The organism is Bradyrhizobium sp. Crot121 (assembly GCF_059512385.1).
Genome location: NZ_JCAMOR010000003.1, coordinates 1 through 24,350, shown reverse-complemented (window position 1 = coordinate 24,350; position 24,350 = coordinate 1). Strand labels below are relative to the sequence as shown.

Annotated in this window: 22 protein-coding genes, 1 tRNA gene and 4 pseudogenes; 16 read left to right on the top strand and 11 right to left on the bottom strand. The window is 58.8% G+C overall.

Annotated elements, in window-relative coordinates; genetic code table 11:
- Nucleotides 1-119: 119 nt before the first annotated feature.
- Both AC5ZGW_RS04250 and AC5ZGW_RS04245 read right to left on the bottom strand, forming a co-directional pair.
- Entirely contained in the window at nucleotides 120-683 is a 564-nt protein-coding gene (locus AC5ZGW_RS04250) for a DinB family protein (protein ID WP_130227745.1), read from the bottom strand.
- A 242-nt stretch (nucleotides 684-925) separates the two neighbouring features.
- The gene (locus AC5ZGW_RS04245; protein ID WP_130227727.1) at nucleotides 926-2,707 is read right to left on the bottom strand and encodes an acyl-CoA dehydrogenase family protein; all 1,782 of its coding nucleotides are present in this window, start codon (nucleotides 2,705-2,707) and stop codon (nucleotides 926-928) included.
- A 178-nt stretch (nucleotides 2,708-2,885) separates the two neighbouring features.
- On the opposite strand from AC5ZGW_RS04245, the gene AC5ZGW_RS04240 reads away from it, so the two are divergent.
- Nucleotides 2,886-2,960, top strand: a tRNA-Gln gene (locus AC5ZGW_RS04240).
- 287 nt (nucleotides 2,961-3,247) lie between these two features.
- Here the strand turns inward: AC5ZGW_RS04240 and AC5ZGW_RS04235 are convergent.
- Nucleotides 3,248-4,468: a hypothetical protein gene (locus AC5ZGW_RS04235; RefSeq protein WP_130227728.1), complete on the bottom strand. Its 1,221-nt coding sequence runs from the start codon at nucleotides 4,466-4,468 to the stop codon at nucleotides 3,248-3,250.
- 887 nt (nucleotides 4,469-5,355) lie between these two features.
- Here AC5ZGW_RS04235 and AC5ZGW_RS04230 point away from each other — a divergent pair.
- The gene (locus tag AC5ZGW_RS04230) at nucleotides 5,356-5,556 is read left to right on the top strand and encodes an RlpA-like double-psi beta-barrel domain-containing protein (RefSeq protein WP_496113867.1); all 201 of its coding nucleotides are present in this window, start codon (nucleotides 5,356-5,358) and stop codon (nucleotides 5,554-5,556) included.
- A gap of 168 nt (nucleotides 5,557-5,724) precedes the next feature.
- Here the strand turns inward: AC5ZGW_RS04230 and AC5ZGW_RS04225 are convergent, their stop codons facing one another.
- Together AC5ZGW_RS04225 and AC5ZGW_RS04220 are read right to left on the bottom strand one after the other, a co-directional pair.
- Nucleotides 5,725-8,514, bottom strand: a complete 2,790-nt coding sequence (locus AC5ZGW_RS04225) for an ATP-binding protein (RefSeq protein WP_165435355.1) — start codon at nucleotides 8,512-8,514, stop codon at nucleotides 5,725-5,727.
- Between the two features lie 737 nt (nucleotides 8,515-9,251).
- Nucleotides 9,252-9,635: a hypothetical protein gene (locus AC5ZGW_RS04220; RefSeq protein ID WP_349645102.1), complete on the bottom strand. Its 384-nt coding sequence runs from the start codon at nucleotides 9,633-9,635 to the stop codon at nucleotides 9,252-9,254.
- 324 nt (nucleotides 9,636-9,959) lie between these two features.
- Here AC5ZGW_RS04220 and AC5ZGW_RS04215 point away from each other — a divergent pair, with 324 nt between their 5' ends.
- From AC5ZGW_RS04215 to AC5ZGW_RS04190, 6 genes and pseudogenes are all read left to right on the top strand, one after another.
- Entirely contained in the window at nucleotides 9,960-11,060 is a 1,101-nt protein-coding gene (locus AC5ZGW_RS04215) for a DNA/RNA helicase domain-containing protein (protein ID WP_130227730.1), read from the top strand.
- Entirely contained in the window at nucleotides 11,047-11,820 is a 774-nt protein-coding gene (locus tag AC5ZGW_RS04210; protein WP_207231075.1) for a DNA/RNA helicase domain-containing protein, read from the top strand. Before AC5ZGW_RS04215 ends, AC5ZGW_RS04210 begins: the two co-directional genes overlap by 14 nt.
- 314 nt (nucleotides 11,821-12,134) lie before the next feature.
- Complete coding sequence (locus AC5ZGW_RS04205) at nucleotides 12,135-12,671, top strand: ParB N-terminal domain-containing protein (protein WP_130227732.1); 537 nt, start codon at nucleotides 12,135-12,137, stop codon at nucleotides 12,669-12,671.
- 673 nt (nucleotides 12,672-13,344) lie between these two features.
- The gene (locus AC5ZGW_RS04200; protein WP_130227733.1) at nucleotides 13,345-13,587 is read left to right on the top strand and encodes a cold-shock protein; all 243 of its coding nucleotides are present in this window, start codon (nucleotides 13,345-13,347) and stop codon (nucleotides 13,585-13,587) included.
- 155 nt (nucleotides 13,588-13,742) lie between these two features.
- A pseudogene (gene rpsU / locus AC5ZGW_RS04195) lies at nucleotides 13,743-14,018 on the top strand (30S ribosomal protein S21).
- A 149-nt stretch (nucleotides 14,019-14,167) separates the two neighbouring features.
- On the top strand, nucleotides 14,168-14,461 hold the full coding sequence (locus AC5ZGW_RS04190) for a hypothetical protein (protein ID WP_130227734.1): 294 nt from the start codon (nucleotides 14,168-14,170) through the stop codon (nucleotides 14,459-14,461).
- A gap of 39 nt (nucleotides 14,462-14,500) precedes the next feature.
- Here the strand turns inward: AC5ZGW_RS04190 and AC5ZGW_RS04185 are convergent, their stop codons facing one another.
- The 3 genes from AC5ZGW_RS04185 to AC5ZGW_RS04175 are packed head-to-tail and all read right to left on the bottom strand — an operon-like array spanning nucleotide 14,501 to nucleotide 15,397.
- On the bottom strand, nucleotides 14,501-14,800 hold the full coding sequence (locus AC5ZGW_RS04185; RefSeq protein ID WP_130227735.1) for a DUF1488 family protein: 300 nt from the start codon (nucleotides 14,798-14,800) through the stop codon (nucleotides 14,501-14,503).
- Nucleotides 14,801-14,838: 38 nt separating this feature from the next.
- Entirely contained in the window at nucleotides 14,839-15,135 is a 297-nt protein-coding gene (locus tag AC5ZGW_RS04180; RefSeq protein WP_130227736.1) for a hypothetical protein, read from the bottom strand.
- Entirely contained in the window at nucleotides 15,128-15,397 is a 270-nt protein-coding gene (locus AC5ZGW_RS04175) for a hypothetical protein (protein WP_130227737.1), read from the bottom strand. The genes AC5ZGW_RS04180 and AC5ZGW_RS04175 overlap by 8 nt, the downstream gene beginning before the upstream one ends.
- 565 nt (nucleotides 15,398-15,962) lie before the next feature.
- On the opposite strand from AC5ZGW_RS04175, the gene AC5ZGW_RS04170 reads away from it, so the two are divergent.
- From AC5ZGW_RS04170 to AC5ZGW_RS04155, 4 genes are all read left to right on the top strand, one after another.
- Nucleotides 15,963-16,100, top strand: coding sequence for a hypothetical protein (locus tag AC5ZGW_RS04170; RefSeq protein ID WP_165420990.1), 138 nt, complete (start codon nucleotides 15,963-15,965; stop codon nucleotides 16,098-16,100).
- Nucleotides 16,101-17,152: 1,052 nt separating this feature from the next.
- Nucleotides 17,153-17,812 carry an HD domain-containing protein gene (locus AC5ZGW_RS04165; protein ID WP_130227746.1) on the top strand — a complete coding sequence of 220 codons (660 nt, stop codon included), beginning with the start codon at nucleotides 17,153-17,155 and terminating at the stop codon, nucleotides 17,810-17,812.
- Nucleotides 17,813-17,926: 114 nt separating this feature from the next.
- A complete protein-coding gene (locus tag AC5ZGW_RS04160) occupies nucleotides 17,927-18,658 on the top strand; it encodes an acetyltransferase domain-containing protein (RefSeq protein ID WP_130227738.1) in 732 nt (243 codons plus the stop codon).
- Nucleotides 18,659-18,884: 226 nt separating this feature from the next.
- On the top strand, nucleotides 18,885-19,175 hold the full coding sequence (locus tag AC5ZGW_RS04155) for a DUF1330 domain-containing protein (protein WP_028162812.1): 291 nt from the start codon (nucleotides 18,885-18,887) through the stop codon (nucleotides 19,173-19,175).
- 89 nt (nucleotides 19,176-19,264) lie between these two features.
- Here AC5ZGW_RS04155 and AC5ZGW_RS04150 read toward each other — a convergent pair.
- Nucleotides 19,265-19,898 (bottom strand): annotated as a pseudogene (locus AC5ZGW_RS04150) (tyrosine-type recombinase/integrase).
- 1,073 nt (nucleotides 19,899-20,971) lie between these two features.
- Between AC5ZGW_RS04150 and AC5ZGW_RS04145 the strand changes: the two are divergent.
- The 4 genes from AC5ZGW_RS04145 (at nucleotide 20,972) to AC5ZGW_RS04130 (ending at nucleotide 23,013) form a co-directional block, all read left to right on the top strand.
- On the top strand, nucleotides 20,972-21,172 hold the full coding sequence (locus AC5ZGW_RS04145; protein WP_130227740.1) for a hypothetical protein: 201 nt from the start codon (nucleotides 20,972-20,974) through the stop codon (nucleotides 21,170-21,172).
- A gap of 36 nt (nucleotides 21,173-21,208) precedes the next feature.
- Entirely contained in the window at nucleotides 21,209-21,493 is a 285-nt protein-coding gene (locus tag AC5ZGW_RS04140) for a hypothetical protein (RefSeq protein WP_130227741.1), read from the top strand.
- A 223-nt stretch (nucleotides 21,494-21,716) separates the two neighbouring features.
- Nucleotides 21,717-21,995 (top strand): DUF1488 family protein, encoded by a 279-nt coding sequence (locus AC5ZGW_RS04135; protein ID WP_130227742.1) that lies wholly within the window; start codon nucleotides 21,717-21,719, stop codon nucleotides 21,993-21,995.
- Between the two features lie 502 nt (nucleotides 21,996-22,497).
- Entirely contained in the window at nucleotides 22,498-23,013 is a 516-nt protein-coding gene (locus AC5ZGW_RS04130; RefSeq protein WP_130227743.1) for a Phasin protein, read from the top strand.
- Nucleotides 23,014-23,248: 235 nt separating this feature from the next.
- On the opposite strand, the pseudogene AC5ZGW_RS04125 reads toward AC5ZGW_RS04130, so the two are convergent.
- Nucleotides 23,249-23,449, bottom strand: a pseudogene (locus AC5ZGW_RS04125) (integrase core domain-containing protein); the annotation flags it as partial.
- Nucleotides 23,450-23,489: 40 nt separating this feature from the next.
- Nucleotides 23,490-24,350 (bottom strand): annotated as a pseudogene (locus AC5ZGW_RS04120) (hypothetical protein); the annotation flags it as partial.

Below are 24,350 nucleotides of genomic sequence, written 5' to 3'. Positions count from 1 at the left end.
ATCCTACATGATCTCCGCCCGGCTCCCAATGTCCCTCACGGCTTTCCCACGCCCTTGTCATTCCGGGGTGCGTCAGGATCACGCAGGCGCGGAATGTATCGGGCGGCCGGAGCCGACGATCACGATCGCCACACGGTATCCTCGGTCCAACCAAGGCTCGCAAACTCGGCGGCCCTGAGGGGGGCTTCTCCGGCTGAAAAGAACTCGTCGAGCTGAGGTGGCTTGATCGCCGTTCCAGACAGCATCGCGTGCGCCTGGCCGCGATGGTGGATCTGGTGCTGGAAGAGATGCATGAGGAGGCGGTCACACTGTTCGGTCTGTACGGACGTGTCGCGATTGACCCGCACGATCTCGTTGAGCAGCTCGGGCGTCAGGCCGTCACAGATCGCAATCAAGCGCTTGTCGACGATCGCTTGAGCGCGCTTCAGCTCCGCAACGGTTCGACATGGCACTTCGTTTTCCCAGGCCCGCGGTCCGAGCCATCCGCCTTCGAGCGCGTCAACGTACAACAGATCGAGGACGTAGACGTGGTTCAAGGTCCGCTGCAGGCTGGGAAAGAAACCCGTCCGCTCGGCCGCAAAATCCTCCTGGCTGAGATTTTTGCAGGCCGTGAGCAGCCGATAATTGGCCCACGCGTTGTTGTAGGCGAAAGCGCGATAGGTCTGAACAAATCCGGTGGGCACGTTTGTTCCCTCACTTGATGGCATCGCTTGGCAGGACTCGTATGCGAGCGCGATTATACTGCGTTCTGCGTCCGCCCCCCAGCAGGTCAATTGGAAGCGACGTCCGTGCTCACGCCCGTCATTCCGGGATGGGTGCGCAGCACCCAGGCCCGGAATCCATCGGGCCACAGGCACAGGCGGAGAAATGGATTCCGGGTTCACGCTTCGCGCGCCCCGGAATGACAGAAATGCGGATGCGCCGCTTACCCCAGCAACACCGCGTCTGCGCCGTTGATGGCATCGGCGCTGTCGGTCACCGTCTTCTCGAGCGATGGTGCCTGGACCGTGACGTTCTCGGCGAAGAAGCGGGCCAGCGCGATATAGCGCTGCGGATCGCCGGCCTCGTCGCCGCTTTTCACGGCGAGCGCTTCGCCGGCCAGCATGCAGCCGCCGACCGTCGCGCCGAACAGGCGCAGGTAAGGCGTGGCGCCGGCAAGCGCATCGTTTGGCGCCGAGGCGAGGCGCTCGAGCAACCAGCGGCTGCTGCGTTCGAGGGCGCCGAGCGCATCGCGCAATTTGGCGGCGGTGGTGCCGAACGCGGGATCGTTGGAAGCTTCCACCTGCTTGACGATCGCGGAGAGCTCTTCGAGCAGCGCCCAGACCGAGGCGCCGCCATTGGCCGCGAGCTTGCGGGTGACGAGGTCGATCGACTGGATGCCGTTGGTGCCCTCATAGATCGCGGTGATGCGCGCGTCGCGATAATGCTGGGCCGCACCGGTCTCCTCGATGAAGCCCATGCCGCCATGCACCTGCACGCCGAGATAGGCGACCTCGTTGCCGACGTCGGTGGAGAAGGCTTTCGCGATCGGCGTCAGCAGCGCGCCGCGCGCGGCCGCATCGCTGCGCACCTTCGGATCCTTCGCGCGCGTGGAAATGTCGAGTGCGACCGCAGTCGCATAGCAGATCGCGCGGGCGGCGGCCGTCATGGCGCGCATCTGCATCAGCATGCGCTTGACATCGGGATGCGCGATGATCGGATCCGAGCTCTCGCTCTTGCTGCCGACGGCGCGGCCCTGGCGGCGTTCCTGGGCATAGGCGAGCGCCTGCTGGTAGGCACGGTCGGCAAGGCCGACGCCTTCGAGGCCGACCGCGAGCCGGGCCTGATTCATCATCGTGAACATGCATCGCATGCCCTGGTTCTCTTCGCCGATCAGATAGCCGATGGCGCCGCCATGGTCGCCCATGGTCATGGTGCAGGTCGGGGAGGCGTGCATGCCGAGCTTGTGCTCGACGCCGGAGGGATAGATGTCGTTGCGTGCGCCGAGCGAGCCGTCGGGATTGACCAGGAATTTCGGGATCAGGAACAGCGAGATGCCCTTGGTGCCCGCGGGCGCATCAGGCAGGCGGGCCAGCACGAAATGCACGATGTTGTCGGTCATGTCGTGATCGCCATAGGTAATGAAGATCTTGGTGCCCTTGATGCGGTAGGTGCCGTCACCGGCGCGCTCGGCGCGGGTGCGCAGGGCGCCGACATCGGAGCCGGCCTGCGGCTCGGTGAGCTGCATCGTGCCGGTCCACTCGCCGGAGACGAGCTTGGCAAGGTATATAGCCTTCAACTCTTCGCTGCCATGGGCGTCCAGCGCCTCGATCGCGGAGAGCGTGAGCAGCGGGCAAAGGCCGAACGCCGAATTTGACGCGCTCCAGATCTCGGTGCAGGCGGCATTGATCACGAGCGGCAAGCCTTGGCCGCCGAAGGCTTCCGGGCCCGACACCGCGTTCCAGCCCGCGGCCGCCCAGCGCTGATAGGCGTCGGGCCAGCCCGGCGCGGTCGTCACCTTGCCGTCCGCGAGCTTGACGCCGTTCTGGTCGCCAATGCGGTTGAGCGGCGCCAGCACGTCGCTTGCGAACCTGCCGGCTTCCTCCAGCACCGGCTGGGCGATGTCGCCGTCGAAATCGCCGTAATGGCCGGCGGCGAGGGCGGCCTTCAGTCCAGCACCATGGTTAAGGGCGAGCAGGATGTCGTCGATCGGCGCGCGGTAGGTCATGGCGTTACTCCCCGAGGGAACATTGGCGTCGTCTTCCCACGAAACCATGCTTCCCTCAACCGTCCGGATAACCGAATTGAGGGGGAGAAACAGTTGAAATGGTCCGACTCCCTCTGTAGACCGGCGTTGCCAGACCGAGGGGGCTGCGGCTATGTTCCGCGCCTTCCGGACCTGACATTGGGGCGTAGCCAAGCGGTAAGGCAGCGGATTTTGATTCCGCCATTCGGAGGTTCGATCCCTCCCGCCCCAGCCAATGCCAACGCGCTGATTTTGTTATGAAAACGGCCTCGCTCAAGACAGAATTTCCAGCGCATTTGGAAATTCCGTTTCCCTCGCATTTGGAAATTCTGTGCTGGCTTCGTTTTTGTGTCGAAGGCTGATGAAAGTCGTCGCGCGTTGAACGTCGCTAGACTTATCGAAATGCGAATTGAGCGGATGATGCTGTCTGCGCGTTGCAAGCTTCCGACCCCTGCCGTCGCGTGCGGGATCGACAGTTGCAGAACCCCGCAGCCTATTGCAGCGTTCAACGAAACGCGAAGTCTATCTTTGAGATCGGACGCTAGTCTTCGAAATTGGGGAGGTCTGCATTTCGTCTCGAGGTGATGCTGCTCCATCAGCGTTCTGCTGATCCAACTCCTTCTGCGCCAAGAGATGTGCATGCCGCTTACGGGTCGCAGCCAACGCTCGCATCATCGTTTCCTTGGCATAGCCGCGATAGGCCTGTGCGGTCTTGTGGCCCGAGAGCGCACGACCCTGGCCGTCCGTCAGCTCCGCTTCCTCGAGTTCGGTCATGCCGCCGTGTCGACAGGCATCAAGCGTGAACAGCTTTGACACGCCGTCGATCTTCTTGCGCATCTGCTGCACCACTTTTTCCATGCCGGGGTAGGACCACACTTTGGCATCGCCCTTGCGTTCACCCTTTTGGATCCGACGCATGATCATCGGGACGCCGAGCTTGGGCAGATGGCTCAAAACGTCTTCCGCTTCGGCGTAAAACTTGACGGTGTCTCCGTCGAGAGTCTCTTCGAGCGGATGCCAGACCAACGCCTTGTTCTTGTGGTGCTCAATGCGCACAGCGTGTGGCCAGTTTTTGCTGCGATAGTCGGGCCAAGTCAAAAACCCGGCCACCACGTTCTCCGGCCGTTGCAGCCATTCAAAACAGATCACCGCGACCGCCGCGGGTTCAGGCCGCCCTTCTTTGATGCAGCCCCATGCAAATTTATAGACCTCTTCTCGAGTGACCGCGTGCTTCTTGGTCTTGGTGCGGCTCTTGAGGGTGAAATCGTCCCAGGGGTTCGGGTGCTTCTTATCGAACAGCTCCGGGTGCAGCCGACGCATGATCCGCCATACTTTTCGGCAGAGCCCGACCACCTTTTCTCCCTGCCGCAGTCTGATGCCGTTCGGGCCGTTGATGATTTTGTCGTAGATCTTATCGGCGGCTCGTGGCGTAACTTCCATGATCTGCCGCTCGCCGATCCGCCGTCCGCTCTTACCGACGGTGTCGCAGATCATTTGCATGATCCGTTCGTAGTCGGGGCGCGACCGAGCTGAGACCTTCTCAGTATACGCCTTCTCCGTCTTGTATTGTCGGAACAGCCAATCGATCGTGCCATAGCGCGCGATCTTTCCCTGCTCGCCCGGCTGCCCTCTGCGCTGGTTGTTCCATTCATCGAACAAAGCATTGAGTGTGGCGGCGCGTCCGCCTTTTCCGTCGTCGCCGCATGCAGTTGCGTAGCTCGTCCCAAGTGGCTCATTCGCCATCTCGCAGCCGAGTTTCCTGTAATGTGTGGGGATGCGGAAGTAGAATGCGGTCGACCCGCGGGTAAGCCGCCGTACCTCCACGAAGCGTGGAAGTGGGCGCTCCAACGTCACAAATCCTCGGCGAGGTCGCCCGGCACGATGTCCGGCGCAATAGCTCGGTCCAAATCGTCTCTCAACCACAGCTGACGCCTCCCTTCTTTCACACGTGGTCGAGGATACTCCTTACCGACTCGTTTGAGAAAGGCTTCTACAGTTGTTTCGCCGCAATACCCGGCTGCGATTGCGGCTGGCATACGACGAGGCCAAGAGCCTGCAGGAATAATGGCAGAACGTGGCATTGCGATCGGTCTAAGCGCGAGCTGGTGGAGGCGGCTTCAGCCGTGTGGTGTGCCGGGGCATCATGCAGACCGCCCCAACGCTTGAAACCGCGACAGCAGCGAGATCGCGCGAGAACGTAGAAGATCGTACGAAAGGGATGCGTTGACCGCAGTCGCGGTCGCAGAGAGGCTGAGCGCTATTGGCCGAGGCATTCCGCCCTAGTTCCGGTTGTAAGCTAGTTCTCGATTTTGCGGACTCTTAATCAGCGGGTCCCAGGTCGAGCCCTGGTGCGCCCACCAAGTTCTTCAAGGACTTACCGTCGTAAACCGTTTGAGACCCCTCTCCATTTCGAAGTACGAAATGTCAGGACTGAAGTGGCGGAGGAAGAGGGATTCGAACTGGCGGTACATTCGGTCGACGCGTGGTGACTCAGCGGCCGTCCCGGTCAAAAAGAAGCCGCTTGTCGAACCGCCTTGTCCTGCCGATCACATTGTCGGGAGTGGACGTCCGGCAGGATCCAAAAAAATCGTTGGAAAAACCGTTTTAGTTCGGCCGTGAATCCAAGCGACATGACCGCAGCGCACCGTTCCAGACTGTTCGGCTCTCAAGTGACGGTCACCTCACGTTCGACCCGCCGAAGTGTTACAGTTCGAATAAATGACCGAGGCCCATTTGTGAAGGGACGGTGGATAGATCCTATCGAATGGAGCGGCCCGTGTGCTTGGCATGGATGGGACTGCAGTAGTTTCTCTCCACTGAGGCAGAAATGAGCACGAGTGGCTTCGGGTTGGTGCTCGCTCAACAGCTGATCACTTTGACCGGTGTTCGACCGACACTGGAAGTACCAAGGTCCGCGGTCAGATGCAAAGCGATCGAGCTCTGGATAGACCTAGTGTTGGCTTCTTACCCGATGCCGACCTTAGCTCTCCCGTCCGAGGCTAAGTGTTGCGTAACTGATCGATCAGTGCGCGTGCTCTCTTTAGATCATTGGTCGCGAAACCTTCACTGAATTTGTTGTAGACCGATGATAGAAGCTGTTCCGCCGCGGCAGGCTTGTCCCGACCACGCCACAACTCAGCTAAACTCATCGCCGTGCGCAATTGCCAAGACGGCGTTTGCTGCCGGCGCGCTGAATCGATTGACTGCAAGAAGTGCCCCTCAGCCTCTGTGGCAGCCGCAGGGTGGCGGGTCCGAAGAATGAGCTCGCCCTTGACGCGCAGAATTTCGGCAAAGCACCATCGCTCCTGATTCCGCTGGGATCGCGTGAGAGCCTCTTCGATTGCAGCAAGTCCTTGTGCGACTTGCCCGCTACGAGCTAAGCCTTCCGCGAAGGCCACGAGAAATGCAGTGAGGTACTGGGCAAAGCCCGCCTTGCGAAGGTCATCAACAGCGGCGCCGAGAAGCCGCAATCCAGCGTCTACATCGGCGCGCTGGATGAGCAGCTGGCCTCTAAAACACTTGCCGTAGATAAGCCAAACCTCCACTGCGTGCCGATCGGCGCGGTCGATGAGCATTGTCGTGTACCTTTCCGCAGCCGGCAAATCGCCGGCCAAAAAGGCGACCGGGCACGCGGATTGGGCGAGAGCGTTGCATAGGGAAAGCGTGTGATCGATGGACAATGCGTGTTCGATGCTATCCTTGACCGTACGCATCGCTTGATCGGCGAATCCCTGCAGCCAGAGAACTCGGGCCATCGTGATATTTGCCGTTGTGCTTTGCTCGAACTGAAAGCGGACCACATCTGAGTGGTGATCACGGGTGATGTAGTGAGAGAGCATGGGCTCGATGTGCTGCCGCGCACCTATCTGGTCCCCCAGGAAATGTAACGATGCGCCTACCATTCGATCGCCGACAGGCAGGTCAGCGCGATCGGCCTCCGTCGCGGCAAGGTTACGAAACTTGGTTGCAAGCTCGAGCGCCGCGGGGAAATCGCCGCTGTTTAAGCGTCCGGCCCACAGACCCCAGAGCGAGCGCAGTGAGTAGTCGGTATCACCGAACCTTTCGGCGAGTTCGAGGGCAATGGTCCACGCGAAGCCAGTATCCTGCACAGATGCTGTTAAAAAAAATCTCGACCAATCCAGCGCGGCGTATAGCTGCATCTTGCGGCGTTCGTCTTCGGTCGATCCAGGCTGGAAAGCGGCGAGCGCCTGTTCGACGCGTCCGCGACACTCGCTTATCAGCGACAATCGAAACCACATAGGCACTGCGGAGACGGTAAGAGCCACGCCGACCGCCGCGTCGCCTTTCGGCGAAAAAGCCCAGTCCAGGGCCGCACGTAGATCGTCGATGTGACGAGCATGCGTGGCCAGCCACTCGTCAGTCCGCTGCGATGTCCATTCTGCCCCCGCTTGCTCGAATAAATCCCTCTGATGCTCGGCATGACGGCGTACATATTGCTCGAGCTCGCCACTTTCGGCGAGCTTCTGCGCCGCGTATACGCGCAGCGTGTCCGACAATCGATATTGCACAACAGCGCCACCAACGTCTGCCGCCACGAGCGACTTCGCGACCAAATTGGCCAGATCATTCGACACGTCGGAATTTGCAACCGAAGCCACTGCGCTTGCAGACTCCAACGTGAAGGCGCCGCGAAAGACCGACAGGCGGCGCAACAGTGCACGTTCGACTTCGGGCAGAAACTCGTAACTCCAGTCAAGCGCAGAAGTTAGCGTTCGATGTCGTGGCCGCGCGGAACGCTTACCGTAGTTCAGGAGGTTAAGTTGACTGCTTAGCAGCAACGACAATTGTCGAACACCAAAGGCCTCAACACGACTCGCAGCCAGCTCGATAGCGAGCGGCAGCCCTCCGAGCTTTCGACAGATTTCGGCAACGGCAGGCGCCTCAGCCTCTTCCAGCTCGAAACCTTCAAGCATCGCTGCCGCTCGCTCGACGAACAATTGGATCGAAGGAAATGAAAGAGCGTCCGAAGCTGTTATCCTCGATGGATTGGGCGGAACCCAGAGAGGCGGTAAGCGGTGCAATTGCTCGCCTTGCGCACGCAGCGGTTCCCGGCTGGTCGCCAAGATATGCACCTGCGGCGCGGCAGCCAAGATCTGCTCCGCCAATGCAGCTACTGCTCCGACCACGTGATCACATGTATCGAGCACGATCAGCATCCGTCTAATCCGCAGGTGCGCGACAAGCTCTGGGATCGGGTTCTCTGAATGCGTCTCAAGCCCCAGTGCGGAAGCGAGTGCACCTGCAACAAAATGCTCATCGTTAAGCGGTGCGAGATCAACAAACCAAATTCCGTGTTCATACGTCCCGATGACTGCCTCTGCGACGGCGAGGGCAACCGTTGTTTTGCCAACGCCGCCTTCCCCTACAATGGTGATTAACCGTTGTCGCGGAAACCGATCCAGCAGCGCACTGATGGTATCGCCTCGGCCCAGCGCTCGCGTATGTAGACTTGGCAGATTGTGCTTGCGATCAACCGCGGCGCTCGGTGGTGTTATCGGCTTTACTGCAGAGGAAAATTCGACTGGTGCTACGAAGGTATAGCCGCGCCCCTGAACAGTGGCCAAATAGCGCCGTCCTGGCTGTCCGTCACCAAGCGCTCTTCTGAGGGAGCAGATATGAAACTTAAGGCTATTTTCGTCGACCGTCGTGTCAGGCCAGACCCGGTCCATCAATTCATTCTTGCTAACCAGTTCACCGGAGCGCTCGGTAAGCGCGATCAATATTTCCAAGGCCCGGCTGCCGAGACGAACCGGGGTTTCATCCTCCATTAACAGCATCTGCCCCGGAAAGAGGCGAAATGGACCAAATGATGCTATGCGATCAGCGGAGGTCACTAGCTACCTTCCATTTTCGTAGTCGCGCCTGACCCGCGTTTAGCTGCGATTATTTCTCCTTCGCCTACAGAATCTGCAACTCGATCTCCGTTCCGCACGATCCCAGATTCGAGCTTGTTACGCCGGACCGCGCAGCGAAACAAACGTGTATAGATTGGCGCTCTGCGGGCGGTGAGCGCCCCGATTCAATCAAATTTTCCGGTGCGTGTCAGCGGGCTAGGTATTCGGAAGTCCCCAATTGTCAGTGGGGGGAACTCGCGCATCCCACCCTACTTCGCACGCAAGGAATCGGAATTAAATACAAAAGCCACTGGCGGTCAGCGCCTAGCCGAGTTTCCACGACAGCACAGCGAGATCAAACCCTGTTCGAAAACCTATTCATCGCGCTCATCTGGATTCGCGGATCCACATCTCGCAGATAAATTGTCTTTCGTAAGAACTCGATCTCAGCTGTTTGACTGGCCTCGTCCACGTCAATATGCCAAGACCGCGGCCTTCCGTCGGAGCCGTCGCGCCAGCGATAGCCCCGCTTCTTGAGCGTGTCCTTCAGCTCAAACGGAGATTGTTCTGCTCAAATACGAATAGTCTTGCGGCGAGCTCGCTCAAGCAGGAGTGCGAAGGCGGATCGATTCAGTTTCGGGACGTCCGACGATAGGATCTCTATCAATGCTCTACAGTCGTCGATGGCTCGATGCGCCTGATGGAAGAGACCAACGCTGGCCAATAGATAACCTAGGTGAGACCCGTGGAATCCGTGCTTTCGCCACTCGACTTCCGTCGCTGAACAAGCCCAGGGCTTCCTCTCGAACTGAGGCCAATATCGCTCCGCAAACTTTCGGTCGAAGTTCGCATTGTGGGCTATGACGCAGAACTGCGTCGGATGCGAAGGACGCAACGACATCGGGATCGATACGATGGCCCGATACCATCTCATCCGTAATGCCCGTGAGCTCGGTAATCTCTTCCGGTATCGGAATTGACGGCTCGTTGAAGGCAGAAAAGACCTCCGTAATGGCCGCTATTCTATCGTCCGGCAGATAGGTGAACTTGACCATGGCAAGTTCGATGATTTCGTCCTGCGCCGTGTTCAGTCCAGTAGTCTCGAGGTCGAGCAGAATGCCAGTTCTCGTAGCTTGCCCATTGCATATTGCAAACTCATCTCTTGGGATAAGCCTGCGAGGAACGCGATAATCGGAAGATTTGGCTAGTATCTCGGCCAGTTTGCGAGATTGATATTCTCTAAATACATAGGATCAACCGTTGAAGCACGGGCTCCGACCGCTCTAGTTACCGCGTATTATTCTAGCCCGATCGCGGACGTTTTCGATCAGCCCTCCGAAGCGATCCTGGGACATCTCGCCAAGCGAAACCCGTTTGCATTGGACGCGCTGCAGCGCAATGCGTGGCTAGGCCAGATCGATATCGTTCGACGCCAACTCCGGGGCCTCAACGGTTGGATCGCCTTTGAATTTGCCATCCCTCGTATGGGCAAGCGGGCTGACGTGGTGTTGGTCACTGCGGGGTTCGTCTTTGTTATCGAGTTCAAGGTGGGTTCGCATCAATTCGATGCGGCGGCATTCGATCAGGTGATGGATTACGCCCTCGACCTCAAGAACTTTCATGCCGGTAGCCACGATCGCCGAATAGTTCCGATCGTTGTTGCGACGATGGCTGATGAATCTCCGTTCGAGTTGACGTGGGGATCAGACGGGGTGGCCAGCCCAATCGGCTCAAATGGCAGCAATCTCGGTAGGATTGTCGACGAGATGGTCAAACAGACGCCGGGACAAGCTTTCCTTGACGGTGGAAAGTGGTCGCGGACTGGGTACAAGCCGACCCCAACGATCATTGAGGCGGCGCAGGCGCTATACCAAGGACACCGCGTCGAAGACATCACGAGGTCCGACGCCGGCGCAAAGAACCTCAGCGAGACGGCGGCACGTCTTGCGGACATCATCGAAGACGCCAAGGCGCATCAACGCAAGGCAATCTGCTTCGTAACTGGAGTGCCCGGTGCCGGAAAGACATTGGCGGGACTCAATTTGGTGACGCTGCGCACCCAGGCGCACAAAGAAGAGCATGCGGTATTCCTTTCTGGAAACGGCCCTTTGGTGGAGGTTCTACGCGAGGCCCTCGCGCGGGACGAGTACGGTCGACTGAAGGAGCAGGGTCAAAAGACCAAGAAATCGGACGCTGCTCGGAAGGTGAACAGCTTTGTTCAAAACATCATGCACTTTCGCGACAGTAATGTCGTGACTTCCGAGCCGCCGATCGAGCGTGTTGCTGTGTTCGACGAGGCGCAGCGCGCTTGGGACATGAACCACTTAGCGAAGTTTATGGGCCAGAAGAGAGGTCAGCCGAATTTTCAGATGTCGGAGCCCGAATTCCTTATCAGCGTGATGGATCGGCATGACGGCTGGTGCGTCATCATTTGCCTGGTTGGCGGAGGGCAGGAGATCAACGCCGGTGAGCTGGCTTGAGCGAGTGGTTTTCGGCGCTCAAGCGGAGTTTCCGTGGCTGGAAAGTCTACACGTCTACGAAGTTGGCGCACCGCGACTACCATTGGCCGAGCTCGAGGGGCTCGACAGGCAATCCTTGTCGGCGCTCCACCTTGCTGTCTCGGTTCGGTCGTTTCGTGCCGAAAAGCTGTCGGAGTTTGTTGGTGCACTGGTCGCGGGTGAAGCTGATGAGGCCAAGAAAATCTATCAGGCGGTCAAGGCGTCATATCCGATCGCGATAACGCGAAGTCTAGCGCAGGCAAAGCAGTGGCTTCGCGATCGCGCGCGAGGTTCTGAACGAGTTGGCCTGGTGGCGTCATCAGGCGCATCCCGCCTAAAGCCGGAGGGGATCAACGTCCACGAAAAGATTGATGCTCCAACCTGGTTCCTGAACGGAAGAGACGACGTTCGCTCGTCCTACTATATGGAAGACCCTGCGACCGAGTTCGATATACAGGGCCTTGAGCTCGACTGGGTGGGAGTCTGCTGGGACGCCGATCTTCGCTCGATCGATGGCAAATGGCAGTGCTATCGGTTTTCGGGGACGCGCTGGCTGAACGTCAATGATGAGAACCGCAAGATCTACCTGGTCAATGCCTACCGTGTGCTGCTGACGCGCGCCCGCCAGGGCATGGTCATCTACGTCCCGGCTGGCGATGTCATCGACGCCACTCGTCCGCCTTCGTACTACGACGGAACAGCAGCTTTCCTCTCAAAATGCGGTCTGCCGCTTATTTCATAGGTGCGCGACTGCGGCTAGCAAATGGGCCATCGACCGACTTTTTCCATAACATCGGATTTGCGAACGGCTATTTTTGCGCAAAGCCGACGCAGCCGATAGGTGGCCTCATGCACTGAGATAGCAGCGGATTCACGGCCGCAGGCTCCTCTGCTCTGCTGCTCGCCCGTCACGCGCCAGATCGCCGCCGACCCATCACCTTGCTGGCAGGCTCGATGAGATTGCCTTGGCCTTGGCGCTAGAGGGCTTTATCCCTAAGATCCTGCCGCCGGCCCTGGGTGGTTTTGGATGGGCTCAGTCACTACGGAGTACAGGCTATGCTTACACCGGAACGCTTCCCCATCGACAAGATTTATGTTCCTGTGAAGAGAAAGAAAGCTCTTAAGCCTGAGCTCGTTCAAGAAATCGCGGAAAGTATTCTGGAAATCGGGCAACAAGCGCCCATTGTCGTTCGACCCGATGAAGACCGCTTCGTCCTCGTTGAGGGACTGCACAGGTTGGAGGCCTGCAAGGCTCTTGGCGAAAAAACCATCATCGGGCTCTTGGGCTCGGCCGAGATTGCTCACCAAAAGACGCTTTTACCCCATAGCGCTGAGGCAGAAGCGGAGCGCGACAAGATGGCGCGCTTAAAAAAGTTGCGCCTCGAAAAGGAGGCTGCCGAGCAACTAGCTCTTGCTCCAAAGGCTGTCATCGAGGCGGGCTCAGCGGAGCTTCTGCGAAAAGGCCCGGCGAAAGGCATCCGGAACAATCTCCAAGCAACGCCGAGCCAATTAAATCGCAGGACTCCAGCATCAACACCAAAGACCTTATCGGAATGGCTCACGCAACAGAAGCGCGATGGTGGTCGTTACTGATTGTCGACTCGGCTACGGCGACTTTGAAAATGACCACGTTGACAGCTTCATTCCGAAATTAGTCCACTCGGCTGAAGAGCAGCTCTCGCCTGCGCGCGGCCTCCCGACGGGTTTGTCGAGCGAACTTAGGGTTCGAAAACCTAGTGATAGAGCGATGGGGTATTCCGTAGGCTTAAGGAGTGCCGATGAGGACGAACAGCCACTATGCCCCCGGCCCACTTCTTCCATAATTGTCAATACGCGAACGCTGCGGAGTTAGCGGGTTTACGATCGTATGTGCTAGCACCTGGGCCCGTCAGCTCGTTATGTGCCGTTTCTTTGGGGGAGAGCGGCCGGAGGCAGAGTAGACCGCCGACATCGGCTTGTGACCCTAAGCGGTCCAAGCCACCCTTTGTGTGGATCAGGGGGAGTAATACTGACCCTTCCAGACACACCGCTCCGCGCTGGACGTTTGTGAGGGATGGCGGGTTCTCGCTCGCCGCCGCGACTTCGGGCAGCGCAGGAAACCAGCCTTGTATTCTCGAAGAAAGTGACTACCTTACTGATTGTTCGATTAGCCGTCGCGCCATGTTGAGTGGTCCAAGCGGCCCTTTTCCAGAGACATCGTCGGATTGGATTTTGGAATCGCGTGAGTCCACGCGAGAGGATGCGCGTTGCGCTTTGGAGAAGTGGTGTGGCTGCAGGTACATTGAAGTGGTTTAAGGGGCAGAAGGGCTTGGGGTTTATTCAACCCAACGATGGCGACAAGGACGTGTTCGTTCATATCAGCGCGGTCGAGCGTGCGGACCTCTGTGGCCTCGCCGAGGGCCAACGGGTGAACTACGAGGTCAGGACCGACCGGAAGAGCGGTAAAGACAGCGCAGAGAACCCTCCCTCGCATAAAAGTTTTCGTCATTTCACGGATGTACTGGAATGACGGTGCGGTCCGCTCGATCTCAGGATTGAGCGGGCTCTTGCACGTGAAGGGCAATCTGTTCCTTCAATCTGGGATCATTGGCCGGGTCGGTCGCCACGCTTAGGTTGCCACGACTATAACCGATCTGGCGCCGCAACTCGGAGGGAGCAGCAACTTTGCAGGTAATTGTTCGCGACAACAACGTCGACCAGGCGCTTCGAGTTCTCAAGACGAAAATACAGCGCGAGCGCGTGTTCAGGGAATGAAACGCCGTCGCTGCTACGAAAAGCGGCAAAAAGACCAGAGAGAAATCAGACGCTATCCGCCGCGCCCGTAAGCTTGCTCGGAAACAGGCCATCCGCGAGGGGCTCATCGCCGCGCCACAAAAAAGGGAACGAGTCGTGAGCAAGCGTATGCTAACGCTGCCCGTCACCACTAGCGGCATACGCTAAATCTAATGGGCGTGTGAGACGGATCGGCCAGTCGCCCGCCGACTTGGTATTTGCAACTGCTCCGTAACGCAGCCATCCACAACGAGCTCTGAGCTACGACGACGGAGCAATAGACGAAGGGCTCAGGGGCTGAAGATCAGGAACAGGTCATGAAGTTGAATGAAGCCCAGATAACGAAAACGCTGTCACAGTTTCAGGCACAAGTGCTTGCCGAGGATCATCCGGCAGCCGCACAATTCCGCGAGCTGTTTGGGCAGCATACGTTCTTTCTCGATCCCAAGGGGCTGCACGTGCTGGAACTGCTCGAAGTTTTTGGGATGGAGGCTGAGGAAGGAGAGGTAATAAGTCTGGCGGATTGGGCCGACGCTGACTTTACGAAGTTGACGACACATCAGCCCGAGCCTACGGGCCTTGTCGTCCGCCTGAAAGAAGTTCAGCACTAACGCGATCTCGTCAGATAACTTTCCTTATGCGCGTTTGGCTTACTCACTTGCCGAAGTGCGGTCTTTTCGGAAGTCGATGCTGCGCAGAATAATGCTGGGCGGCGTGCCTTCGAACTCACTCGCCTGATATTTGCCGGCGGCGCAGGTCTCGATGCGCTCGCGCAACCGCATGAATTGCGCCTCGCGCTGGCCCGCTCTCGCGCGCACCACACCCTCCAACTCATCCATGGCTGAAGTTGAAATGGCGCAGGGGACCTCCCTCTGGCCGTCGAGCATCGAGAACAGGACGACCATCCTGTCGTATTCATAGCCGATGAAGCGGCCTGGCATGAGCGTCATATGACCCACTCCTTGACAGCGGCGCAGCCACTGATGCCTCAGCCCCGCTCGCTAAGCCGAGCAAAGTCCACGAGGATGGCCGCGACGAGATCGCGATGCCTTGTGTCTTCCGGCGGTAGGCCCGCGGCGTACAGCTTGAGCACATAGCGCGCCTTGGCGGCCGCCTCCGGCCACGACGCGGCGGGAATCGACAACAGATGGTCTTCCACCTCGGCCCGGCGCTCGCGCAGTTCCCGTGCACGGGTCTCGACCTCCGCGAGCGCACGGCGGATGTCGGTTGCCTTTTGCGCCGCCATGCCGCGGTGACGGTCGAGATCGAGCGGTTCGTCAGGCATCGGATGCGCTCGCGTCAATGCGTTGCGCGTCGGCCAGATCGACAGAGCCGATCGAGACCACCTCCATCGCCAACCCGCGAGAGCCTTCCACCGGCACCTTGATCATGGTGGCGACGCGGCGGAACGCCTCGAACGATAGCCCTTCGATCGTCTCCTCGTCGGTGACGACCTCATAGGCGCCGGCGGGCAACAGGCGATCGATACCCCTGATTCGGAACGGGTGCTTGAAGGTGACGACTTCTCGTCGGGAACGGATGGTCATGCGCGCCTGCCTTTCGCAAAACGCCGGCGTCTGCGCTGGCCCCGAGAGCAGCATGCGCTCCTTGTGCTGCAATAGCCATCGCTTTCTTGGCCCGCGCGGCCAATAGAGGTATTCCATCGCTTCGCGCGTGCTCTTGTCGCAGCTGACGCAAATTGCTTTAGCGCTCGCTATTCCCAAAACATAGGCGTAGGGTCGGCTATCACCGCATTTACCGTGGCATCCATCGGTGACTGAGGGCCGCGCACGCTCCCGCCGCAAAGCGCAGGCGTGTACCCCTGCGGCAATTTCGTCTGACCGAGTGGATCGTACCGCCGGCCATCGTCCAGCGGTTGCTCGGGATCATTGTGATCGCGGTGGCCGTCTTCCATGCCTAAACTGAAATACCTGGTCAGCGGCCACCATGAAGGTATCAGCGAACATCTCGGCGCGTCACGGTGGCGGCCGCGCTGAGGAAGGCGAGGCAGCTCGTGCAAGAAGGCTGCATCGACGTGAGGATCTGTACCCCGCGCGGGCAGGTCCTGTTGTCAGACGCTTCAACCATCTCGAAAAGCAGGAGTAGACCGCCATGGCCAAAGGCCAGCAACGAGGCAACCGCGAAGCCAAGAAGCCCAAGAAAGAAAAGATCAAGGTCATCGCCGCAGCGCCTAGCCAGAAAGCTGCGACCTGGCAGCAGCCGAGCTTGACGCCAGGGAGGAAGAAATAGCCGCTGATCGGTCGTAGCGATTATGTCATTCAGCTTTTGGCATCTCGCAAGTCCTGTGATCCGCCTGCCCTCGCTGGGCTAACAAGGGCAGGAATGACCGATGCACTTCGTGATCGTCACAGGCGATCGTAAGTTTCGGTGTATCAAGTGCGTTTACATCGGTCCAATGCAGGTCCCGGATTTTCAAGCATAGACCAAGAGCAAATTACGCCCGCCGAAAACGACATGAAGGCCGCCTGAGGAAATATCAAAGGTATAGAGTACACAATAGGTCAAACCGCCAATCCGTTCGGCTGAGAATGGTCGTTTGAGAAGGACGCCCCCGAAAGCAAATCGCTGGTTTTTATGCCGGCCATCCGCGCGGAATTTGTGGTCCAGCTTACCGGGCTAGAGCAGTCGTGGCAGACGAAGCGATGAAGGCGCTTCGGCCCTTCCTCGATATGTCTGGCGTCCGATAACTCCCCATCTCGATCTTTCTCGGATCGCAAAATCGCGGGCTTGCCTCATCGCCGATGGCCGCTGTTGGCCCGAATGCGAAGTCCGGGACGGGATCGGAAATCGTCTGCTTATCGGGGTAGATCGGAAGTGACTGGTCGACCTTCCAATCGGCGCTTTTGACCCCTTCCGGACCTTCGGCTCGGTTTTTGGCGGGGGCCGGCCCAGCGCCGCTTTCCAGCCGGGGCAGTGGGGCGTATACTATTGACGTAAGTTAAAGGTCCTGCGTTGAACCTAGGCTCCCGACGAGCCGCTTTTGATCGACCGCTTTGTCGACGTCGCTCCTGAACCGATCGGTTACATCAACCAAGGGAGGAGCCCATGAACAGAAGCACCATCCACAAATGCGTCGCTGAGGCGATCGGCACCTTCTGGCTACTCCCCTTCGCGGGTTGCTGAATGTGGAGTTGTTCTTCCATTCCTTGAAGGGGCATCGTCAGGTTAAAGCGGGCTTACTAACGGCAGTTCAGAAACCAGCGGTAATGCCGGTCACCACGGCCCTGACCTGAAAGGCGTGAGTTCGGGCCTTACCTGATACTGATGGAGGATGGATCATGATGGTCAACGAGATTTCCGGCGTAAAGATTCCCGACAGCCAATTGGCGCGCGAAGCAACGCAGTTCATTCGCGACACCGAGAGCGACCTTCTGTTTCAGCACTCCACGCGCGTCTATTTCTGGGGTGCCCTGGCCGGGAAGCGGAAGGGGCTGACCTTCGATCCGGAGCTGTTGTACACGGCGACCATGTTCCATGATGTCGGCCTGACCTCCGGCTTCCGGGAAAGTCGGCTGCGCTTCGAGGTGGACGGCGCGAATGCGGCGCGCGACTTCCTGCGAAGCCACGGCATCTCGGAAAGTGATATCGAGAAGGTCTGGCTTGCGATCGCGCTGCACACCACGCCGGGAATCTCCGCGCACCTGCATCCCGTCGCCGCACTTACTGCGGAGGGCGTGATGATGGATCTGGTAAGCCTTGGCTATGACGAATTCACCGACGCGCAGCGGGAGGCGGTGGCGACGGCCTATCCCCGTCCGCCGCAATTCGCGGAGGACCTTCTCCAGGTGTTTTACGACGGCCTCAAGCACCGGCCGGAAATGACCCAAGACACCGGCCTCGCCGATATCATGGCCGACAAGGACCCCCATTTTCACCGCCGCAACTTTTGCAGCCTGATGCGGAGCTCGCGTTGGGCCGCTAGCACTACCGTGGCAGGTTGAGGAACAGGGTGAGCCCTGACGATTAGCGGGGATCAGTTGGGAGCGGTGGAGTGGATATGGCACGTTTTGCATCGACCGGGATTTGTGCAGGTTGGGCCGTCCGCGAGGCTGTTCGTGCTTTATCCGCTCGTACCCTGGATCGGCGTGATGGCGGCCGGTTATGCGCTCTGGCCCCTGTTCGAGCTTGAACAGGACGCGCGGCGACGCTGGTTTGCGACGCTCGGCATAGTGACGCTTGCGGGCTTCATCGCGTTGCGGGCCTCCAATCTACATGGCGATCCGCGGCCATGGTTGATGCAGAGCTCGTGGCTCCCGACCTTGCTGTCGTTCCTGGATTGCGAAAAATATCCGCCGTCGCTACTTTATCGCGCGATGACGCTAGGCCCCGCTTTCCTGGTCCCCGCGCTGTTCGAACGCGCACGCGGCACAGTCGCGGGCTTCATCATCACTTATGGACGCGTGCCTTTCATCTATTACGTCGTCCATATTTTCCTGATCCATGCAGCCGCGGTCGTCCTCGCGTGGGTTCAATGCGGCACAGCCTCCTTCCTTATCCAGCATGGCCCAGGGTGCGCGGCCCTCGACTTATGGCCTAAGCCTTGCGGGCGTCTACGTCATCTGGCTCTTGGTGGTCGCAGCTCTTTATCCACTCTGCCGCTGGTTCGCCGATCTCAAACAACGCCGTTCCGACTGGTGGCTGAGCTATCTTTGAGCAGATCTTTGAAAGGGAAGAGATTCGGCTGCGGCGATCAACCAGCGACCAGGGAGGACGCCGCGAGTGAACTGCGTTGCGTCAGTCGGCGTCTTGAACCTGCAAATCGAAGACGTGAAAGGATGGGCTTCTAGCGTCGGCGGGCTGCCTCGAAGGCACTTCCGCTTATGGCCCAAGAGCGAAGTTCGGCTTGGCTTCGAAATGGTCCGCTTTATCGGGGTAAAGCGGAAGTGACCGACCGATCAGCTAATCGGGGCTGTTGACCCCTTGCGGACATTTGATTTGACGCGAGTGGATGCAGCCCCCGATGCTGCCTCACTGGGGAGCGGCGTTCGATACAACTGGATCGGGAGACCGCAAATGGCGGCTTACATGATTTTTGACGTCGATATTCGTGACCCAAAGCAATACCAGGAATTCATGTCGGGTGTGAAGCCTGCGCTGGAGATGGCCGGAGGCAAATATCTGGCTCGAGGCGGAGCTCACAAGGTCTACGAAGGAGATTGGGAACCTCGCAGGATTGTCTTGCTGGAATTCCCGTCAATCGCGGCATTTGAGGCCTTTTACAATGGCGCAACGTACCAAGGACTCAAAAGCATAAGAGACTCTTGCAGCTCAGCGCGTTTGGTCGGCGTGGAGGGCCTCGGCTGATGGCCCGCTGGGCCGCACGTTGGTGTCCGCTGTTGGCGCGAAGCCGCTGATAAAGCACGGGCAGAGCATGTCCGCTCTGCCCCGGTAGTTCAGACGTCAACCTGTTCTGCTATGGCGAGCGCGTCGTCGCCCTCAATGCCCAGATATCGGACGGTGCTCTCGATTTTCGTGTGGCCCAACAAAAGCTACACGGCTCGCAAGTTGCACGTCCGCCGGTAGATCAGAGTCGCCTTTGTTCGCCGAAGTGAAAGTGTTCCGAACAGGTGTGGATCAAGCCCGACGCTGGGTAAGCCAATCAGACAGAAGCCGCGCGTACTGCCGAGTGGTTAGACAACTAGGTCGCCGCCGGCCGGTGAATAGGTATTCTCCCGGCTTCTTGCCCGTCGCTCTCAGATAGTCGTCGACGGCTTGGCGCGTCGACTCGGTGAGTTCAAATTTGACCGGTCGTCCCGTCTTCTTCTGCCGGATGATTGCACGATCAGCCGCGTTGCCGCTTGGCGCGATGTCATCCACCTTCAGCGCCACGACATCGCAGCCACGAAGTTTACTGTCGATGGCCACGTTGAACAGCACCAGATCGCGGAGCCGGCCCTCGACCTGGAGCTTTGTCCGGATGGACCAGAGGTGCTTCGGACGGAGTGGTGGCTTCGCACCGACGATCTTACCCTTGTTCCACGGGACGTGCTTTGCGACCTTCTCGATGGTGCTTAAGACTTCGATCATGGTGACCTCCTCAATTAATGAGGTCGACCATTCTCAAGCCGGTGACCTCTGAAATGACGTCGGCTTTCAGACGATTGAAGACGTACTTGGGTCCAATTCGACCGATCGGGCGACGGATTTTGACCGTAGCGGTCATCGCGCGGTGCAAGTGCGGAGGTAGTCCGACTCTGGTCCGAACGATGATGTTTGAATGCGAGGGCGGCGAGCGTACCTGGGAGGAGTAAAGACCATGCGCCGTGACAGCCTCTATCTGCGGCGCTCTCGTTCGCGCGATGAGAACAATCGGTCGGCTGCTCTGTCGAGGCGCAGCGTTTCCGACGCGCCCGCGCGATACAGATGGCCAATCAATTCACCGGATTCTCGGTAAATTTTGGTGCCTTTGAGCTCATAGAGCAACTTGCCGGTAAGGTCGAAAATGGCGGGACCGATGACCAGGTCGACGTAGTCTCCCCTTACTGTTGTATAGGTCGTATTTCACGAGGGAGCTTCCTTTTGTCGAGAGCCTCGCCGGCAGGCGCTCATTCGCCCGGCAACAGCTTTATCGGGGCGGCTTCAGTTCGCCGTCGAACCAGCCCAGTGCTTCGGAGTTGATCGGATCCGCAGCGGCCTGAGCTTCATGGATAAGCCCGCATTTCTTGCATCTTAAGGTCCAGTACTCAAAACCGGGTCTCCCCGGCGCCACATGCAGGACTTCCATGTGGGCTTGGCACATGGGACACCTGGGCCGCACGAGTTGGCGTGACGGCAGCTTGTTAGTGAGTTGCGCGTCGGGCATGCGGCACTCCCTTTGTGGCGGGAGCGCAACACTCTCAGTCACCGATGGATGCCCAGGAAGAGCGGTGATGGCTAGCAGCGTATACCCAAAGAGCGCATGCGCAAGGTCTAAAAGTATACCCAGGGGGGCCCGCTATCAGACCAATATGGGTCCGGGCCGGTCGGCCGCGTCACCACGTCTCGCCCGAGAGCGGAACAAAGTCCGGCAGCCGGGAGTCGGATAACCATGCAGCACCCCAACAAGCCCCGGTTGGAAGCGAGAAACCTGTCCGATTACGGCTATCGCCGAAGGAGGAGGAATGACCGCTTATAATTACGAACGCAGGCCCCCCACTGCCGCCCAACGTGAGGCGCGAAGGGCCTTCAAGGAAGCCGATGCCAAAGTAGCGATGTCCGAGTATGAACGCACGCAGGCGGCGTTTCATGCAAACCGCGAGCGGTTAAGGGCTGAACGACTGGCTCGCGAGGCCGAAGCGGCGGCCCGGAAGCGCAAAACCTGATCCACGGCAAGAGTTTCCCCTCTCCGGTGCACCGGAATGGCGATTCCGGCGCGAGGGCCTGACCCCCGATTTTTGCTCAGACGCGATGACACGGTCGCCTGTCTGAACCGGATGATAATTTCTGACTACGAATTTGGCCAATTCTGGATTTCAATTTGCGTCATCCTCAAACCCAAGGAGATCGACATGGCCAAAGGTCAACAAAGAAGCAATCGGGAAGCTAAGAAACCCAAAAAGAAGAAGATCAAAGTCATCGCCGCAGCACCAAGCCAAAAGGGTGCGGGATGGCAGCCGACCTTCGCTGAGGGCAAAAAGAAGTAGAAATGGCTAGCGGCATCCAACGCGTTGTCCATAGATCCGCGTCCGTCCAGCGGTTGCACGTGCTCAGTGCTGCACGAGAGCGAGATTGGCCGCTCCACGTCATAGGACACATAGCCGCGGATCTCGTCCGGCCTTCAAAGCTCCAATGGCAAGTCGCGTAAACGATCGGGCGGTTTCAAGCGTCGGGCGGTTGATTTCGACCTGATGGAAAGGAGTAGGTCCAATGGCGCTCACGCGTGGTCGATTTCTCGGCTACGAGTTCGACAGGATGGTCATGCTGTTTTCGATGGTTGACGGCCAAAGGGAGATACCGTGCGCCATCTCGACTTCCGCGATGGATGATCTGGAAGGTGTAGCGCGGTCCGGGTCCAACCAGCGCGAGGCGCAAATCATGAAACTCCGCGATCGGTTTGAAGAGCGTGCCGCTCGCAAAGTCCTAGCTATGGAGTTCGAAGGCACTTCTCCAGGCATTATCTTGCGCAGTATCGACTTCAAAACATAATCACGGGAGAAGTCAGCAAGCATCATGCCCAGCGCGATACCTGCAATTCCATCGAAAACGCCTGTGCTTTGGGCTGCATTAATACGACTTGGCGTGCTCGGGCTCGCGAATGCTGGTAGTCGGTTCGCAGCACCGAACTCGATTTACTTTCTCGCGACGCCGGAACGTCATGTCGCTATTGGCCCATCTGCGAAGTGGTGGGACCTCTAGTTGAGGTCCATTTAGCAGGCATTAGCGGACCAGATTTGCTCGCGCTGAGTTTTTCGCATTTTGACCCAGAGCAGTCGTTGGCTCCAGCAAAATCAGCTGCCGTTGGACATGGGTCTGTCGGATCTCCAGCTAGGCGTTCGTTGGTTGGAAGTTGCTACCTATCATCATCGACTTCCAGACCGTGCGATTGGTCTCAATTCATAATCCGAGGCTTTGGAACGCCACATCGCAAAGCCTGTTGTCTTTTCAGAAATGACCGTTGTGGTCGGACCCCATTTCCTTGGAGCGCCAGATGAGCAAGCGCAAGTTGGGAACAGCGTCAACGCGCGTCCGCAATCCCAAAAAGGTAGCCGCGCGAGCCCAACGGAACAAGCAGGCAATTGTTAGAAGCCCGAAAGACGATTTTCTGCGCTCTGTTGCGACGGTCTCGATGGAACCACCTTTAAAACTGCATGACGATCCAAAACACGATGCTCCCACCATTGAGACCCGGGTGGATGCGTTACCAGGTGACCTCAGTCAGAGGATGAGGGATAGCGATCCAGCGAAAGGCTCCGCTTTAGCGACGGCAAACATGCAGGCTTATCAAGCGAAGCTTCTTGAGATAGCTCAGGCCAACGGGCAATTTGCTTTTGAATTCGGCCTGAGGCTTACGGCGATCAGGTCGCCAATTGATTTTTTCGCCGTCATTATGGAATTCACAAGCAGACGGATCGAGATGTTCGGGCAGCATGCGAAAGAAATGGCTGCATATCCGTTCTGGCGCATCGATGCGTCTCGGAAGCTCACGGTTCTGCCTGAACAATGATGGGCAAGTGCCCCCGCTGCGTAAATGGATGGACGCAACGCTGAGTACGGTTTGCTTGCTTCGCTGGGCGAGTGCAGGCTCACTGAGGGGCGGATCAACGTCTGCCATTGGCCCAAGCCGGACCTATCGATAGGCGGCTCTGGTGGTCTCGTTCGGGCAAATTCGGACAAAGCGAGCCTGAGTGCGCGCGAAGGCCTTTCCCGAACATTGGTCTCGTTGACCTGCCACTGCGTTTTCATCCAGCGGCGGTTAGAGTCTCGGAGTTTTGTACGCCAAGTGGCGCGGGTGGAGCAACGGACGATCGGCGGAGCTGGTCGGGATTGCGTAGCCGATCGTCCGTTGCGGTGAGGTTGGCGGCATAGGCCGCGGCGGTTAGGTATTTCAACGATGAGTGAGGTCGCCGGAGATTGTAGTCAGCGATCCAGTTGGCGATCTTGCCTGTCATTCGGCCTGCAATATTGACCCCCCGTATTGCCTCATCTGAGGATGTTACTTTCGCTTGACGGACGTAGCGCCGACTGTCGGCCGGTCTGAGGTTGCGTCATTGCTCGCAGGATCGGAGGGACTGGGGACGTCGCGGAGTGCCCATCACACGCAGCGCCGGCCCCAGTCCCGGGATCACCAATGGTGGCAGGTGCCGTACCCCCGGCCGTGCGCGGGATGATCACCTCGGTTGCGTTGCGTCTGAGTAATCGCAACAGGCGCTGCACGATGGTGTGCTGCGGCGGCCCGAACTTTTCGGGGGCGTGTTCGGCGAGACGATCGAGGATGGCCAGCGCGGTCAGACGAGGTTCGGCCGCGAACCAGCGCTCGATGTCGGCGAGGTGCGGATCGAGCATCGATGGCATTCTCATGCGCTTTTTGTATGGCTTGCGCATGCGCCGATGGATGATGCGCTGCTCCCCCAGATGCACCTCATTGCCGAGCCTCTTCGCGAACGCTGCCGCGTTCGTTGCCGATGCCGGCGGACTGGTTGCTGCCGTGAGCTTGCCCGCGCGGGCGCCGACGCGCGTGCCGAGCTCCGTCTGGGCGTCCCTCATCTCGGCCAGCAGGGCCACGGGATCGAGCGTGCGATAAAGCTCTCGAAGACGCCGTTTGACGCCTTTGCTCAACTTCGGATGCGCCAGTGCTCGTTCATAGGGCGTGGCTGGAACATGATAGCGCTTGATCACCTTCGCGCCCTCGCGTCGCTTGTCCTTCAGCTTGAAGGACGGCTGGAAGAAGTTGGTGTGCAGCCGGGATGCAGCATACAAACGTTCCAGCACGCGCGTCGTCTCGACACCATCGAAGCGACCGTATCCCACGAGTCGCCGGACGACCGCGCCGTTCTTCTGCTC

Excerpts from the sequence above, each read along its gene's own strand:
- AC5ZGW_RS04165 (WP_130227746.1), top strand. The coding sequence starts at position 17,153 with ATGGTCAACGAGATTTCCGGCGTAAAGATTCCCGACAGCCAATTGGCG.
- AC5ZGW_RS04140 (WP_130227741.1), top strand. The coding sequence starts at position 21,209 with ATGGCGATTCCGGCGCGAGGGCCTGACCCCCGATTTTTGCTCAGACGC.
- AC5ZGW_RS04230 (WP_496113867.1), top strand. The coding sequence starts at position 5,356 with ATGACCGCAGCGCACCGTTCCAGACTGTTCGGCTCTCAAGTGACGGTC.
- AC5ZGW_RS04145 (WP_130227740.1), top strand. The coding sequence starts at position 20,972 with ATGACCGCTTATAATTACGAACGCAGGCCCCCCACTGCCGCCCAACGT.
- AC5ZGW_RS04205 (WP_130227732.1), top strand. The coding sequence starts at position 12,135 with ATGCTTACACCGGAACGCTTCCCCATCGACAAGATTTATGTTCCTGTG.
- AC5ZGW_RS04155 (WP_028162812.1), top strand. The coding sequence starts at position 18,885 with ATGGCGGCTTACATGATTTTTGACGTCGATATTCGTGACCCAAAGCAA.
- AC5ZGW_RS04185 (WP_130227735.1), bottom strand. The coding sequence starts at position 14,800 with ATGACGCTCATGCCAGGCCGCTTCATCGGCTATGAATACGACAGGATG.
- AC5ZGW_RS04245 (WP_130227727.1), bottom strand. The coding sequence starts at position 2,707 with ATGACCTACCGCGCGCCGATCGACGACATCCTGCTCGCCCTTAACCAT.
- AC5ZGW_RS04135 (WP_130227742.1), top strand. The coding sequence starts at position 21,717 with ATGGCGCTCACGCGTGGTCGATTTCTCGGCTACGAGTTCGACAGGATG.
- AC5ZGW_RS04225 (WP_165435355.1), bottom strand. The coding sequence starts at position 8,514 with ATGGAGGATGAAACCCCGGTTCGTCTCGGCAGCCGGGCCTTGGAAATA.
- AC5ZGW_RS04220 (WP_349645102.1), bottom strand. The coding sequence starts at position 9,635 with ATGGTCAAGTTCACCTATCTGCCGGACGATAGAATAGCGGCCATTACG.
- AC5ZGW_RS04170 (WP_165420990.1), top strand. The coding sequence starts at position 15,963 with ATGGCCAAAGGCCAGCAACGAGGCAACCGCGAAGCCAAGAAGCCCAAG.
- AC5ZGW_RS04235 (WP_130227728.1), bottom strand. The coding sequence starts at position 4,468 with ATGGCGAATGAGCCACTTGGGACGAGCTACGCAACTGCATGCGGCGAC.
- AC5ZGW_RS04175 (WP_130227737.1), bottom strand. The coding sequence starts at position 15,397 with ATGACCATCCGTTCCCGACGAGAAGTCGTCACCTTCAAGCACCCGTTC.
- AC5ZGW_RS04180 (WP_130227736.1), bottom strand. The coding sequence starts at position 15,135 with ATGCCTGACGAACCGCTCGATCTCGACCGTCACCGCGGCATGGCGGCG.
- AC5ZGW_RS04130 (WP_130227743.1), top strand. The coding sequence starts at position 22,498 with ATGAGCAAGCGCAAGTTGGGAACAGCGTCAACGCGCGTCCGCAATCCC.
- AC5ZGW_RS04190 (WP_130227734.1), top strand. The coding sequence starts at position 14,168 with ATGAAGTTGAATGAAGCCCAGATAACGAAAACGCTGTCACAGTTTCAG.